This is a genomic window from Parabacteroides sp. ASF519, from assembly GCF_000364265.2.
Classification (GTDB): domain Bacteria; phylum Bacteroidota; class Bacteroidia; order Bacteroidales; family Tannerellaceae; genus Parabacteroides; species Parabacteroides goldsteinii.
On record NZ_AQFV02000006.1, the window covers coordinates 5,978,643 to 5,993,135 of the forward strand.

11 protein-coding genes and 5 tRNA genes are annotated in these 14,493 nt (G+C 42.5%); all 16 read right to left on the reverse strand.

What is annotated here, in order from left to right:
- Positions 1-146: 146 nt before the first annotated feature.
- The 16 genes from rpoC to C825_RS24100 all read right to left on the reverse strand — a co-directional run bounded on the left by rpoC (position 147) and on the right by C825_RS24100 (position 14,435).
- On the reverse strand, positions 147-4,439 hold the full coding sequence (gene rpoC / locus C825_RS24025) for a DNA-directed RNA polymerase subunit beta' (RefSeq protein ID WP_007654173.1): 4,293 nt from the start codon (positions 4,437-4,439) through the stop codon (positions 147-149).
- A gap of 74 nt (positions 4,440-4,513) precedes the next feature.
- The gene (gene rpoB / locus C825_RS24030) at positions 4,514-8,326 is read right to left on the reverse strand and encodes a DNA-directed RNA polymerase subunit beta (RefSeq protein ID WP_010800482.1); all 3,813 of its coding nucleotides are present in this window, start codon (positions 8,324-8,326) and stop codon (positions 4,514-4,516) included.
- A gap of 107 nt (positions 8,327-8,433) precedes the next feature.
- Complete coding sequence (gene rplL / locus C825_RS24035) at positions 8,434-8,811, reverse strand: 50S ribosomal protein L7/L12 (protein WP_007654177.1); 378 nt, start codon at positions 8,809-8,811, stop codon at positions 8,434-8,436.
- A 44-nt stretch (positions 8,812-8,855) separates the two neighbouring features.
- Complete coding sequence (gene rplJ / locus C825_RS24040) at positions 8,856-9,386, reverse strand: 50S ribosomal protein L10 (RefSeq protein ID WP_007654179.1); 531 nt, start codon at positions 9,384-9,386, stop codon at positions 8,856-8,858.
- Between the two features lie 17 nt (positions 9,387-9,403).
- Positions 9,404-10,102, reverse strand: a complete 699-nt coding sequence (gene rplA, locus C825_RS24045; RefSeq protein WP_007654180.1) for a 50S ribosomal protein L1 — start codon at positions 10,100-10,102, stop codon at positions 9,404-9,406.
- 15 nt (positions 10,103-10,117) lie between these two features.
- Positions 10,118-10,561 carry a 50S ribosomal protein L11 gene (gene rplK / locus C825_RS24050; protein WP_007654181.1) on the reverse strand — a complete coding sequence of 148 codons (444 nt, stop codon included), beginning with the start codon at positions 10,559-10,561 and terminating at the stop codon, positions 10,118-10,120.
- A 63-nt stretch (positions 10,562-10,624) separates the two neighbouring features.
- Positions 10,625-11,167, reverse strand: a complete 543-nt coding sequence (gene nusG, locus C825_RS24055; protein WP_010800483.1) for a transcription termination/antitermination protein NusG — start codon at positions 11,165-11,167, stop codon at positions 10,625-10,627.
- A 12-nt stretch (positions 11,168-11,179) separates the two neighbouring features.
- Positions 11,180-11,374, reverse strand: coding sequence for a preprotein translocase subunit SecE (gene secE, locus C825_RS24060; RefSeq protein WP_007654183.1), 195 nt, complete (start codon positions 11,372-11,374; stop codon positions 11,180-11,182).
- A gap of 19 nt (positions 11,375-11,393) precedes the next feature.
- Positions 11,394-11,466, reverse strand: a tRNA-Trp gene (locus C825_RS24065).
- 48 nt (positions 11,467-11,514) lie between these two features.
- The gene (gene tuf, locus C825_RS24070; protein WP_010800484.1) at positions 11,515-12,702 is read right to left on the reverse strand and encodes an elongation factor Tu; all 1,188 of its coding nucleotides are present in this window, start codon (positions 12,700-12,702) and stop codon (positions 11,515-11,517) included.
- A gap of 51 nt (positions 12,703-12,753) precedes the next feature.
- A tRNA-Thr gene (locus C825_RS24075) sits at positions 12,754-12,825 on the reverse strand.
- An 11-nt stretch (positions 12,826-12,836) separates the two neighbouring features.
- Positions 12,837-12,909, reverse strand: a tRNA-Gly gene (locus C825_RS24080).
- 51 nt (positions 12,910-12,960) lie between these two features.
- Positions 12,961-13,043 (reverse strand) — tRNA-Tyr (locus C825_RS24085).
- Between the two features lie 22 nt (positions 13,044-13,065).
- Positions 13,066-13,139, reverse strand: a tRNA-Thr gene (locus tag C825_RS24090).
- A gap of 97 nt (positions 13,140-13,236) precedes the next feature.
- Positions 13,237-13,536 (reverse strand): ribosome hibernation-promoting factor, HPF/YfiA family, encoded by a 300-nt coding sequence (hpf, locus tag C825_RS24095; RefSeq protein WP_007654185.1) that lies wholly within the window; start codon positions 13,534-13,536, stop codon positions 13,237-13,239.
- A 2-nt stretch (positions 13,537-13,538) separates the two neighbouring features.
- Positions 13,539-14,435: a tyrosine recombinase XerC gene (locus tag C825_RS24100; protein ID WP_010800485.1), complete on the reverse strand. Its 897-nt coding sequence runs from the start codon at positions 14,433-14,435 to the stop codon at positions 13,539-13,541.
- Between the last annotated feature and the right edge of the window lie 58 nt (positions 14,436-14,493).

Genomic DNA, 14,493 nt, shown 5'->3' on the forward strand with positions numbered 1-14,493 from the left:
GGATGTTTCATGATACTTTATATAGTTAGTTAATATAGGCGACAGACAAAAGTAAGAGTTCTATACTGATTAAGCAAATTACTAAAAACAAAAAAGGCTTCCGGAAATAAACCGAAAGCCTTCTTTTATATTATATGATAAGCTATTTACTCATCATCTCTGTCCATCGCATTGAAATCAACAACATTCTTGCGGTTGGCAAAGATACGTTCGAATTCATCTTTAGCACCGACAACCAACTTGTCGAAATCTCTCTGACCTGTACCAGCCGGGATCAAGTGACCGCAGATAACGTTTTCTTTCAAACCTTCCAGACGGTCTACCTTTCCGTTGATAGCAGCTTCGTTCAACACCTTCGTAGTTTCCTGGAAAGATGCGGCAGACATAAAGCTGTTTGTCTGCAATGCAGCACGTGTAATACCCTGAAGGATCTGATTTGCAGTAGCAGGAACAGCGTCACGAACTTCTACAAGTTTCATGTCACGACGTTTCAACATACTGTTTTCGTCTCTCAGCTTACGGGCTGTTACGATCTGACCAGCCTGCATTGTCTGAGAATCTCCCGGATCCATAACAACTTTCTTGCCCCAGATACGATCGTTCTCATCCATTACTTCCAGCTTATCAACCACCTGCTGTTCCAGGAAGCGAGTATCTCCCGGATCAACCACTTCTACCTTACGCATCATCTGACGAACGATAACTTCGAAGTGTTTGTCGTTAATCTTCACACCCTGCAGACGGTAAACGTCCTGTACTTCGTTCACGATATATTCCTGAACAGCCGTCGGGCCCTTGATAGCAAGGATATCCGAAGGAGTGATAGCACCGTCGGACAACGGCATACCGGCACGGATATAGTCATTTTCCTGAACCAAAAGCTGTTTTGACAATGGCACCATGTACTTCTTCACTTCACCCAATTTAGAGGTTACAGTGATTTCACGGTTACCACGTTTGATCTTACCGAATCCAACTTCACCGTCGATTTCAGAAACGACAGCCGGGTTAGACGGGTTACGAGCTTCAAACAACTCGGTAACACGGGGAAGACCACCGGTGATATCACCAGCCTTACCTACTGCACGCGGTATCTTAACCAAAACTTCACCAGCCTTAACAGGATCGCCGTTCTCTTTGACAACGTGAGCGCCCAGCGGCAATGAATAGTTTTTCAGATAATTACCGTTTTCATCAACGATGTGAGCAGCCGGAGCTTTTGTCTTATCCTTAGACTCGATAATGATCTTTTCTTTCAAACCTGTAGTTTCGTCACTTTCAACTTTGTAAGTAACACCTTCTACAACGCTTTCAAATTCGATCTTACCGGAAACTTCCGATACGATAACGGCATTGAACGGGTCCCATTCAATAATTACGTCCCCCTTGCTAATCTTGTCTCCGTTATTGAAGAACAATTTAGAACCGTAAGGGATATTATGAGTCAGTAATACAATCTTCGTATTCGGATCAACGATACGCATTTCAGCCAGACGGCTTACTACTACCTGATACTTCTTACCTGCTGATGCATCATCAGCTTCTACGGCACGAAGTTCGTCGATTTCCAGAATACCGTCGTATTTAGATGTAATACTGTTTTCTGTTGCAATGTTAGATGCGATACCACCGACGTGGAATGTACGCAGTGTCAACTGTGTACCCGGCTCACCGATAGACTGTGCTGCGATAACCCCGACAACTTCACCCTTCTGAACCATACGGCCTGTAGCCAGGTTACGTCCGTAACACTTAGCACAAACACCTTTCTTGGATTCACAGGTAAGTACCGAACGGATTTCCACACTTTCGATAGGAGAATCCTGGATCAGCTTAGCAGCGTCTTCGCGAATTTCTTCACCGGCAGCAACAATCAATTCACCAGTCAACGGATGCTGGATATCATGAACAGATACACGTCCCAGGATACGTTCATACAGAGAAGCGATAACTTCTTCGTTATTCTTCAATTCCGTACAAATCAGACCACGAAGCGTACCACAGTCTTCTTCATTGATGATAACGTCATGCGATACGTCTACCAGACGACGAGTCAGGTAACCGGCATCGGCAGTCTTCAACGCGGTATCGGCCAAACCTTTACGAGCACCGTGGGTAGAGATGAAGTACTCCAACACAGACAAACCTTCTTTAAAGTTTGAAAGGATTGGGTTTTCAATAATCTGACCACCTTCAGCACCACTCTTCTGCGGTTTTGCCATCAAACCACGCATACCGGACAACTGACGAATCTGTTCTTTAGAACCACGGGCACCAGAGTCCATCATCATGAATACAGAGTTAAATCCGTCGTTATCATTAGTAAGCTGTTTCATAAGGATATTAGACAACTTACTGTTGACATGTGTCCAAGTATCGATAATCTGGTTGTAACGTTCGTTGAAGGTAATGAAACCCATGCTATAGTTAGCCAGAATCTGTTCCACTTCATCGTAACCTTCTTTTACCAAGTCATCTTTTTCTGGCGGAATAAGCACGTCGGCCAGGTTGAATGACAGACCGCCCTTAAATGCCATGTAGTAACCCAGGTTCTTGATATCATCCAGGAACTGAGCCGTACGGGCAACACCACATATCTTGATTACTTTACCGATAATATCACGTAAAGATTTCTTTCCTAATACTTCATTGATATAACCAACTTCGAAAGGAACGAATTCATTTACCATCAAACGACCGATAGATGTTTCGATCATTTTACGCACCAGCTTGCCATCTTCTTCTACGTTATCAACGTAAACCTTGATAGGTGCATGGATATCTACTTTCTTTTCGTTATATGCAATAGTCGCTTCTTCCGGTCCGTAGAATACCAGACCTTCTCCTAATGTACCCTTACGCATCTTGGTGATATAATACAGACCAAGCACCATGTCCTGAGAAGGAACGGTGATAGGCGCACCATTAGCCGGGTTCAAAATGTTATGAGAAGCAAGCATCAGCATCTGTGCTTCCAGTACAGCTTCATTTCCTAAAGGCAAGTGAACAGCCATCTGGTCACCGTCGAAGTCGGCGTTGAATGCCGTACAAGCCAACGGGTGCAACTGGATAGCCTTACCTTCGATCAGTTTAGGCTGGAATGCCTGGATACCCAAACGGTGCAGTGTCGGTGCACGGTTCAGCAACACAGGGTGACCTTTCATTACATATTCCAGGATATCCCAAACAACCGGTTCCTTACGGTCCACAATCTTCTTGGCAGACTTAACCGTTTTAACGATACCGCGTTCGATCAATTTACGGATAACGAAAGGTTTATAAAGTTCGGCAGCCATATTCTTCGGCAGACCGCACTCATGCATTTTTAATTCAGGACCTACAACGATAACCGAACGGGCAGAGTAGTCAACACGTTTACCTAACAAGTTCTGACGGAAACGACCTTGTTTACCTTTCAAACTGTCGGACAATGACTTCAACGGACGGTTAGCATCTGTCTTAACGGCACTCGATTTACGAGAGTTGTCGAACAGAGAGTCCACAGCTTCCTGAAGCATACGTTTTTCATTACGTAAGATTACTTCCGGAGCCTTAATATCGATTAATCGTTTCAGACGGTTATTACGGATAATAACACGACGATACAAATCATTCAAGTCGGATGTAGCGAAACGTCCGCCATCCAACGGAACCAACGGACGCAATTCCGGCGGAATAACAGGAACGACCTTTACGATCATCCATTCCGGTTTGTTACGGCCTCTGGATGCACGGAAAGATTCAACAACCTGCAAACGTTTCAACGCTTCGTTCTTACGTTGCTGTGAACCGTCCGTACTTGCACGGTGACGCAGTTCGTAAGATAGAGAATCCAAATCCAGACGAGCCAGCAAATCATAAACGGCTTCAGCACCGATCTTTGCAATGAACTTGTTAGGATCCGTATCTTCCAGCATCTGGTTTTCCTTTGGCAGGTTATCCAGAATCTGCAAGTATTCTTCTTCCGAAAGCAGGTCTAATTCAGCAACAGTGTCTACACAACCCGGCTGAATAACCACATAACGTTCATAATAAATGATAGAATCCAGTTTCTTGGTAGGCAAGCCTAACAGATACCCGATTTTGTTGGGTAGAGAACGGAAATACCAGATATGAGCGACAGGAACAACCAGATGGATATGTCCCATACGTTCGCGACGCACTTTCTTCTCTGTAACTTCTACCCCGCAACGATCGCAGACAATACCTTTATAACGGATACGCTTGTATTTTCCGCAATGACACTCATAGTCCTTGATCGGACCGAAGATACGTTCGCAGAAAAGACCGTCGCGCTCAGGTTTGTACGTACGATAGTTAATCGTTTCCGGTTTCAGAACTTCACCACTAGAGTTTTCAAGAATCTCTTCAGGAGAAGCCAGACCGATGGTTATTTTTGAAAAGTTACTCTTTATCTTGTTTTCTTTTCTAAAGGCCATATTGTTTATTTATAAAGAGTTATCAATAGATAAAGTAGATGAGCCGAAACCCACCTACTTATATTGTTGTTGAATTAATCCAGAGTAAAGCTTAAACCTAAACCTCTCAGCTCATGGAGCAATACATTCAGAGATTCCGGAATACCCGGTTGTGGCATCGGATCACCCTTCACAATTGCTTCGTAAGCTTTAGAACGTCCTACAACGTCGTCAGACTTAATTGTAAGAATTTCCTGAAGAACATGTGCGGCACCGAAGGCTTCCAGTGCCCAAACTTCCATTTCTCCGAAACGCTGACCACCAAACTGAGCTTTACCACCCAGAGGCTGTTGAGTAATCAAAGAGTACGGACCGATTGAACGGGCGTGCATCTTATCATCAACCATGTGACCCAGTTTCAGGAAGTACGTAACACCTACGGTTGCCGGCTGGTCGAAACGCTCACCGGTTCCACCATCGTACAGGTAAGATTTACCATACCGAGGAATACCAGCTTTGTCAGTCATCTCGTTCAGGTCATCCAGTGATGCACCGTCGAAAATCGGAGTAGCAAACTTCACTCCCATCGTTCTACCGGCCCAACCTAATACTGCTTCAAAAATCTGTCCCAGGTTCATACGGGAAGGCACACCCAGCGGGTTCAAGCAGATATCAACCGGAGTTCCGTCTTCCAGGAACGGCATATCTTCCTGACGAACGATCTTGGAAACAATACCTTTGTTACCGTGGCGACCGGCCATCTTATCACCTACCTGAATCTTACGTTTCTTAGCAATGTAAACCTTTGCCATCTGAACGATACCTGTCGGCAGTTCATCACCGATAGTAAGGTCGAATTTCTTACGTCTCAGTTCGGCATCCAGTTCTTTATATTTCTTCAGATAGTTCAGGATCACCTGCTTGATAAGTTCGTTCTTATCAGCATCGGCAGTCCATTTACTAACCTGAACAGCATTGTAATCCAGATCTTCCAAAGCCTTGCGACCAAACTTAGCGCCCTTCGCAATCACTTCAGTATTCATGTAGTCTTTAACACCCTGAGAAACTTTATTGTTAGTAAGCGTCAATAACTTTTCTACCAGTAAGTTCTTCAGGTCGGCCATCTTCATTTCGTATTCTTCATCCAACTTCGGAAGAATAGCCTTATCTGTCAATCTAGACTTACGTTTCTTAACAGCTTTAGAGAATAAAGCCGTATCGATAACAACACCACGAAGAGACGGAGTCGCTTTCAAAGAAGCATCTTTCACATCACCAGCCTTATCACCGAAGATTGCACGCAGCAATTTTTCTTCAGGAGAAGGATCCGATTCGCCCTTCGGAGTAATCTTACCGATCAGAATGTCACCCGGTTCGATACGGGCACCCACACGAACAATACCTCTTTCATCCAAATCTTTGGTAGCCTCTTCACTAACATTAGGGATATCGGATGTAAGCTCTTCCATACCACGTTTAGTTTCGCGCACTTCTAGGATATATTCATCCACGTGAACAGAAGTAAAGAAGTCCTCACGAACCATACGTTCGTTCAGTACGATAGCATCCTCATAGTTGTAACCTTTCCAAGGCATGTAAGCCACTTTCACGTTACGTCCCAAAGCAAGTTCACCCAGTTGAGTCGAATAACCCTCAGTCAGGATATCACCAGCCTCTACACGTTGGCCACGGTGACAAATCGGACGAAGGTCTACAGTCGTACTCTGGTTAGTCTTACGCCACTTCGGAATAACATAGGTCTTAACCGCATCTTCGAAGCTTACGAAATCTTCGTCTTCAGTACGGTCATATTTAATCTTGATACAAGTTGCATCAACAAAAACAACTTCACCGGCACGTTCTGCCATAATCTGAGTACGGGAGTCGCGAGCAACCTGTGCTTCGATACCTGTACCAACGATCGGAGCATCCGTACGCAACAAAGGAACTGCCTGGCGCATCATGTTAGATCCCATCAATGCACGGTTAGCATCATCATGTTCCAGGAACGGAATCAAAGAAGCTGCGATAGAAGCAATCTGCTGCGGAGCAACGTCCATCAAATCTACTTCTGAAGGCGGCACAACAGGGAAGTCTGCTTCAAAACGAGCTTTAACCCTTTCTAGAATAAACTTACCGTTTTCATCCAACGGAGCATTACCCTGTGCAATGGTCATTTCTTCTTCCTCTTCCGCTGTATAATATTGCAAAGAATCTTCTGAAAAATCTACCTTACCATCCACAACTTTACGATATGGGGTAGATATAAATCCCAGGTCATTGATTTTTGCATACACACAAAGAGAAGAGATCAAACCAATGTTCGGTCCTTCCGGTGTTTCAATCGGACAAAGACGGCCATAGTGTGTATAGTGAACGTCACGAACCTCGAATCCGGCACGCTCTCTTGACAAACCACCCGGTCCAAGGGCAGACAGACGACGTTTGTGAGTAATTTCAGCCAACGGGTTTGTCTGGTCCATAAACTGCGACAAAGCATTCGTTCCGAAGAAGGAGTTAACCACAGAAGAGATAGTCTTCGCGTTAATCAAATCGATCGGAGTAAATACTTCATTGTCGCGAACGTTCATACGCTCACGTACAGTACGTGACATACGAGCCAGACCGATACCGAACTGGTTGTATAACTGTTCACCTACAGTACGAACACGACGGTTACTTAAATGGTCGATATCATCCACGATCGCTTTTGAGTTAATCAATTCGATCAGATACTTGATGATCTCGATTATATCTTCTTTTGTCAAAACCTTAACATCATCACTGGTAGTAAGGTTCAACTTTTTATTAATCCTATAACGGCCTACTTCACCTAAATCATAACGTTTTTCAGAGAAGAACAGGTTCTGTATAACTTCACGGGCACTTGCTTCGTCTGCAGGTTCTGCATTACGCAACTGACGGTAAATATATAATACAGCCTCTTTTTCAGAGTTACTGGGGTCTTTCTGAAGCGTATTATAGATGATTGCATAATCTGAAAGATTCTGGTCTTCACGATGTAACAATACATTTTGTGTACCTGATTCCAGAATTGCTTCAATACTGTCGCTATCCAACACCGATTCACGGTCGATGATAACGTCATTACGTTCAATAGAAACAACTTCGCCAGTATCTTCATCTACGAAATCTTCCACCCAGGTTTTCAATACACGGGCAGCCAGCTTACGACCGATCAGTTTCTTCAGGTTTGCTTTTGAAACTTTTACTTCTTCAGCCAGGTTAAAGATTTCAAGAATATCTTTATCGCTTTCAAAACCAATAGCTCTTAAAAGGGTAGTTACAGGTAATTTCTTTTTACGGTCGATATATGCATACATCACATTGTTAATGTCTGTTGCAAATTCGATCCATGAGCCTTTAAACGGAATGATACGTGCTGAATACAATTTCGTTCCGTTGGCATGTGTACTCTGACCAAAGAATACGCCCGGAGAACGATGTAACTGTGAAACAACAACACGCTCAGCACCATTTATCACAAAAGTACCGCGATCAGTCATATAAGGGATCGGGCCCAGATATACATCCTGGATAACCGTATCGAAATCCTCATGATCCGGGTCTGTACAATACAGTTTTAACTTTGCTTTTAAAGGCACACTATAGGTTAATCCGCGGGCAATACATTCATCTATGCAGTAACGGGGCGGATCGATATAGTAATCTAAGAACTCCAACACAAAGTTGTTTCTGGTATCTGCAATAGGGAAATTCTCTGCAAACACCTTATACAAACCCTCCTTCTTTCTCTTCTCAGGAGGTGTGTCAAGTTGAAGAAAGTCTTGGAATGACTTCAATTGAACTTCGAGAAAGTCCGGATACGGAAACTGATTCTTAATCGAAGCAAAATTAACTCTTTGGTTTTCAGCTGTTGAAGACATCTAGTAAGGAATTTATTGAACTTATTGAAATTATAGACACAAAAAGGTTAAGAATCTCCTTTTAGGGAGACTCTTAACCAAATCACCTGGAAACCAGGTTATAAATACTATTTAAGCTCAACTTCAGCTCCAGCTTCTTCCAACTGTTTCTTTAATCCTTCAGCGTCAGCTTTAGCGATTCCTTCTTTGATTGCGCTAGGTGCACCGTCAACTAAATCTTTAGCTTCTTTCAAACCAAGACCAGTTAATTCTTTTACTGCCTTAACAACAGCCAATTTATTAGCACCAGCTGCTTTCAAAATTACATCGAAAGAAGTCTTTTCTTCTTCTGCAGCAGCAGCGCCACCAGCAGCAGGACCAGCAACAGCAACAGCTGCAGCAGCAGGTTCAATACCATATTCTTCTTTAAGGATTGTAGCCAGTTCGCTAACTTCTTTTACGGTCAGGTTTACTAATTGTTCTGCAAAAGCTTTCAAATCTGCCATTTTTGTATGATTTAAATGATTGTTTACTGTAAAATATTAAATAATTATCTTTCTTCCAAAGTCTTCAACAGACCATGGATAGTTTGTCCTGATGACTGAAGAGCAGAGATAACGTTCTTCGCCGGAGATTGCAACAATGCAATAACGTCGCCGATAAGTTCGTTTTTGCTCTTGATATTTACAAGGGCTTCCAGGTTTTCAGCACCGACATAGAAACTTTCCTGTACATAGGCAGCTTTCAATTCCGGTTTAGCCACTTCGCCTTTCTTGGCACCTTTAGTAAATTCTTTTATCAGACGAGCAGGAGCGTTAGCTGTCTGTGAAAACATAACAGCTGTATTGCCTTTCAAAGCAACCTGCAGCGGTGAGAAATCACCACCTACATTTTCCAGTGCTTTTTTAAGCAAGTTGTTCTTAACAACAACCAACTTGATTTCCTGTTTGAAACATTCTCTTCTCAATTTGCTTGTTTTCTCAGCATCCAATGCTTCGATATCAGTCAAATAGAAATTAGGATATTCCTTTACAGTTTCTGTAAGCTGGCTTATAACTATGCCTTTATCTTCCTTTTTCATTGTCCAACAATTTTAAATTAGTTTTCTTCAACTGATTTCGGGTCAATCTTAATACCCGCGCTCATTGTACTAGAAAGATAAATGCTCTTTATATATGTACCTTTAGCTGCAGACGGTTTCAACTTCAAAAGAGTTGAAATAAATTCCTTAGCGTTATCACGAATCTGATCGGCATTGAAAGATACCTTTCCGATTGATGTATGAACGATACCAGATTTGTCTACTTTAAAGTCGATCTTACCTTGCTTAACTTCCTTCACTGCGTTGCCGATTTCATTGGTAACCGTACCGCTCTTAGGGTTAGGCATCAAACCACGAGGGCCTAATACACGACCTAAAGCACCGATCTTACCCATGATAGAAGGCATAGTGATGATAACGTCAATATCAGTCCAACCACCTTTAATTTTGTCTATATACTCATCCAAGCCAACATAGTCAGCTCCAGCAGCAGTTGCTTCAGCTTCCTTGTCTGGTGTACATAATGCGAGAACCCTAACTTGTTTTCCTGTTCCGTGAGGCAATGAAACCACGCCTCTAACCATTTGATTGGCCTTACGGGGGTCAACTCCTAAACGAACATCCACATCTACAGATGCATCAAACTTAGAAGTAGTAATTTCTTTTACTAATGCTGATGCTTCTTTTAATGTATATGCTTTCCCAGCTTCAATCTTGCCCAAAGCCAACTTTTGATTTTTTGTCAGTTTACTCATTTCAATTGAAGTTTATTAATTATTACCCGGGAATGTCCCTTTAACAGTTATACCCATACTTCTAGCTGTTCCGGCAACCATTTTCATGGCAGCTTCAACAGTAAAACAGTTCAAGTCGACCAGTTTGTCTTCTGCAATAGTTTTTACCTGATCCCAAGAGATTTCTGCAATCTTCTTACGGTTCGGCTCAGCAGAACCACTCTTCTGTTTAGATGCTTCCAATAACTGGATAGCAACAGGAGGGGTTTTAACGACAAAGTCGAAAGACTTATCAGCATAGTAAGTAATTACCACAGGTAATATCTTACCAGCCTTGTCTTGGGTTCTGGCATTAAATTGCTTGCAAAACTCCATAATATTAATACCCTTAGAACCTAAGGCAGGTCCTACTGGGGGAGAAGGGTTTGCTGCTCCTCCTTTAATCTGCAATTTGATTTGTCCAGCAACTTCTTTAGCCATTTTTCTAAAATTTAGATATATAACATCAATAACAGAAAGAAAATACTTCTCGTAACAAAAGTATTACTCCTTCTCAACTTGCATATAACCCAACTCAAGCGGGGTTTTACGTCCGAAGACCTTCACCATCACTTTAAGTTTCTTTTTCTCGGCGTTGACTTCTTCGATTACACCAGTAAAACCGCTGAACGGTCCGAAGGTGATCTTAACACTCTCGCCAACATAAAATTGGACATCCAGTTCTTCCTGTTGATCCTGCAATTCGTCAACCGTACCTAAAATACGATTCACTTCAGAAGGACGCAACGGAACCGGGTTATCAGACCCACCCAAAAATCCGATTACATTGGGAATGTTTCTTAATCGATGAGCGACTTCTCCGACTAATGCAGCTTCTACCAATACATAACCCGGCAAGTAAGCTCTTTCTTTCATCACTTTCTTACCATTACGCACCGTAAAAGTCTTCTCCGTAGGTATCAGAACCTGGTTGACATATTCACCCAGATCTGTGTTCTTCAACTCAGCCTCGAGATACTCTCTGACTTTATTCTCCTTACCACTGATGGCACGCAGAACATAAAATTTCTTTTGGATATCAGACATATCTAAAACTGATTAAAAGATTTTCTCGTAGAAGAAACGCATTACGCTTTCGAAGCCTAAGTCCACAACAAAGATTACTGCTGCAATTATAAGGGAAGCAAACATAACAACCACAGCACTATTGGAAAGCTCTGTTCTAGTAGGCCAAGAAACTTTATAAACAAGTTCGTTATAAGATTCCTTAATATAAGTAATTATCTTTTTCATCGAATCTATAGATTTTTAGCACGGAAGGAGAGGCTCGAACTCCCGACACCTGGTTTTGGAGACCAGTGCTCTACCAACTGAGCTACTTCCGTAAAAATAGCCAGTCATGTTACAGACTGGCTACATGATTTATGTATGAATTAGTTTTCTAATTCTGTAATCTGACCAGCACCTACTGTACGTCCACCTTCGCGGATTGCGAAACGAAGACCTACGTTACAAGCTACCGGGTAGATCAGTTCAACGTCGATTGTTACGTTATCACCAGGCATAACCATTTCAGTTCCTTCTGGAAGAGTAATTTCACCTGTTACGTCCAATGTACGGATATAGAACTGAGGACGATATTTGTTGTGGAACGGAGTGTGACGACCACCTTCTTCTTTTTTCAGGATATAAACCTCAGCTTTGAAGCGAGAGTGTTCTTTAACCTTGCCCGGATGGCAGATAACCATACCACGTTTGATTTCGTTCTTGTCGATACCACGAAGCAACAAACCTACGTTGTCTCCAGCTTCACCCTGATCCAACAGCTTACGGAACATTTCAACACCAGTTACAACTGATTTCTTTCCGTCAGCACCCAGACCGATGATCTGAACTTCTTCACCAACTTTTACGATACCTGCTTCAATACGACCTGTTGCTACAGTACCACGACCAGTGATAGAGAACACGTCTTCAACCGGCATCAAGAAAGGTTTATCAACATCGCGCGGAGGCAGAGGAATCCATGTATCAACAGCTTCCATCAACTCCATAACTTTGTCTTCCCATTTCGGGTCGCCATTCAATGCACCCAGAGCAGAACCACGGATGATCGGAGTGTTGTCACCATCGAAATCATAGAAAGAAAGAAGTTCTCTCATTTCCATTTCAACCAATTCCAACATTTCTTCGTCGTCAACCATGTCACATTTGTTCATGAAAACAACCAGCTTCGGTACGTTTACCTGACGAGCCAACAGGATGTGTTCACGAGTCTGAGGCATAGGACCATCAGTTGCAGCAACTACGATGATAGCACCGTCCATCTGAGCAGCACCAGTTACCATGTTCTTTACGTAGTCGGCGTGACCCGGACAGTCTACGTGAGCATAGTGACGGTTTGCAGTCGAATACTCTACGTGAGAAGTGTTAATTGTAATACCTCTTTCTTTTTCTTCAGGAGCGTTGTCGATAGAATCGAATGAACGCAGTTCTGAAAGACCTTTCTTTGCCAATACTGTTGTGATAGCAGCTGTCAAAGTTGTTTTACCGTGGTCAACGTGACCAATCGTACCAATGTTCACATGTGGTTTCGATCTGTCAAATTTCTCTTTTGCCATAACTTAATTGTTCTTTATTTGATTAATGATCATGTTCTAAATATCATCTTGAGCCGGTGCCGAGACTTGAACTCGGGACCTCTTCCTTACCAAGGAAGTGCTCTACCGCTGAGCTACACAGGCGAAATAAAAAGAGCGGAAGACGGGGCTCAAACCCGCGACCCTCAGCTTGGAAGGCTAATGCTCTATCAACTGAGCTACTTCCGCAATTTTAAATCTTTCATGAACCAATTCTCGCTTAGAATTGTTCCTTAGTAGTGGGCAGTGATGGATTCGAACCACCGAAGTCGAAAGACAGCTGAGTTACAGTCAGCCCCATTTGGCCACTCTGGTAACTGCCCATTTCAAATTTCAATTCTTTTGAGCCTCTTGTCGGATTCGAACCAACGACCCCGAGATTACAAATCACGTGCTCTGGCCAACTGAGCTAAAGAGGCAAACCTTCTTTCTAAAAGAAGCCGTTTCGTCGGGTAGGCGAAACGGCTGCAAATTTAGATATTATTTCTTACATACCAAATTTATCTACCGTTTTTTTTATTTGGCTCTGATTTTTTCCTTGAATTTAACTAATTGCTTTTCCAAAGCTTCAACACATTCGTCAATTGACTCTTCAAAAGTGTCGTTTACCTTCTCCGCAAAGCAATCGCCATTCTTTATTTTTAAACGTACAGCAGCCTCTTTATTCTTAGCAGCTTCAGGCTTCACGACCTTTAATGTTACTTCTGCCAATATTATGCCGTCGAAGTATTGCTCCAACTTACTAACTTTCTTCTGAATAAACGCTTCTAACTGCGCTGTAGCGTCAAAATGGATTGCTTGAATTCTAATGTCCATAATTAACCTCCTTCTTTTTTAGCTCTTGGATGAGCATGATACACTTTTTTTAATTCCTCAAAGGTTGTATGTGTGTAAACGCTGGTTGAAGCCAAACTACTGTGTCCGAGCAACTCTTTCACAGCGTTCAACTCTGCTCCATTATTCAACATACTTGTTGCAAACGAATGTCTCAATACATGAGGGCTACGTTTCGCCAATGTTGGGATCTCCGACAGTTTCTTCTTTACTATAGTATATACGATACCTGCCGACAACTGCTCCCCGTTTTTTCTTACAAAAAACCATCCGCTCTCCGAACCAACTTCACGATTTCGAACTTCAGTGTATGCTTGTATCAAGTTCTTTAACCCTTCTGCAAATGGAATCAACCGCTGCTTGTTACGCTTACCTGTCACACGTATCTGCATCGCTCCGAAATCCACATCGGAATCTTGTATTCCGATCAATTCCGAACGGCGGATACCTGTATCATACAGCATTTCAAGTATCAGACGATCCCTTACACCTTCAAAATCCTCATCAAATCCATCTCCATCCAACAACAACTCCATTTCCTTATCTCTTACAAAATAAGGTAACGGCTTTTTTGTCTTCGGTCCGGTTATTAACCTTAATGGATTCACAGAGATGCTTCCCTGCTTCATAAGGAATTTAAAAAAAGACTTCAAAGAACTTAATTTCCGATTGACCGACACCGGAGAAATCTTCTCGTCCATTAAAGAAACGATCCAACTTCTGACTAAATCCGCATCGACATCTCCCGGAACAAATACGCTTTCCTTATTCAATTTCACATATTCTTCGAACTGACGCAAATCTTTCGAATAAGCCTCTATCGTATAATTGGAGTAATTCCTTTCATACCGAAGATAATCTAAAAATGAATCTACCAACATATCTGCGTTGCATCAACTATTATGCAACGAAAATAGGAATAAGAATTCAATAAAACAA

What these genes read in the sequence shown, in the direction of transcription:
- rpoC (WP_007654173.1), bottom strand. Translation starts at nt 4,439, where the DNA reads ATGGCCTTTAGAAAAGAAAACAAGATAAAGAGTAACTTTTCAAAAATA.
- rpoB (WP_010800482.1), bottom strand. Translation starts at nt 8,326, where the DNA reads ATGTCTTCAACAGCTGAAAACCAAAGAGTTAATTTTGCTTCGATTAAG.
- rplL (WP_007654177.1), bottom strand. Translation starts at nt 8,811, where the DNA reads ATGGCAGATTTGAAAGCTTTTGCAGAACAATTAGTAAACCTGACCGTA.
- rplJ (WP_007654179.1), bottom strand. Translation starts at nt 9,386, where the DNA reads ATGAAAAAGGAAGATAAAGGCATAGTTATAAGCCAGCTTACAGAAACT.
- rplA (WP_007654180.1), bottom strand. Translation starts at nt 10,102, where the DNA reads ATGAGTAAACTGACAAAAAATCAAAAGTTGGCTTTGGGCAAGATTGAA.
- rplK (WP_007654181.1), bottom strand. Translation starts at nt 10,561, where the DNA reads ATGGCTAAAGAAGTTGCTGGACAAATCAAATTGCAGATTAAAGGAGGA.
- nusG (WP_010800483.1), bottom strand. Translation starts at nt 11,167, where the DNA reads ATGTCTGATATCCAAAAGAAATTTTATGTTCTGCGTGCCATCAGTGGT.
- secE (WP_007654183.1), bottom strand. Translation starts at nt 11,374, where the DNA reads ATGAAAAAGATAATTACTTATATTAAGGAATCTTATAACGAACTTGTT.
- tuf (WP_010800484.1), bottom strand. Translation starts at nt 12,702, where the DNA reads ATGGCAAAAGAGAAATTTGACAGATCGAAACCACATGTGAACATTGGT.
- hpf (WP_007654185.1), bottom strand. Translation starts at nt 13,536, where the DNA reads ATGGACATTAGAATTCAAGCAATCCATTTTGACGCTACAGCGCAGTTA.
- C825_RS24100 (WP_010800485.1), bottom strand. Translation starts at nt 14,435, where the DNA reads ATGTTGGTAGATTCATTTTTAGATTATCTTCGGTATGAAAGGAATTAC.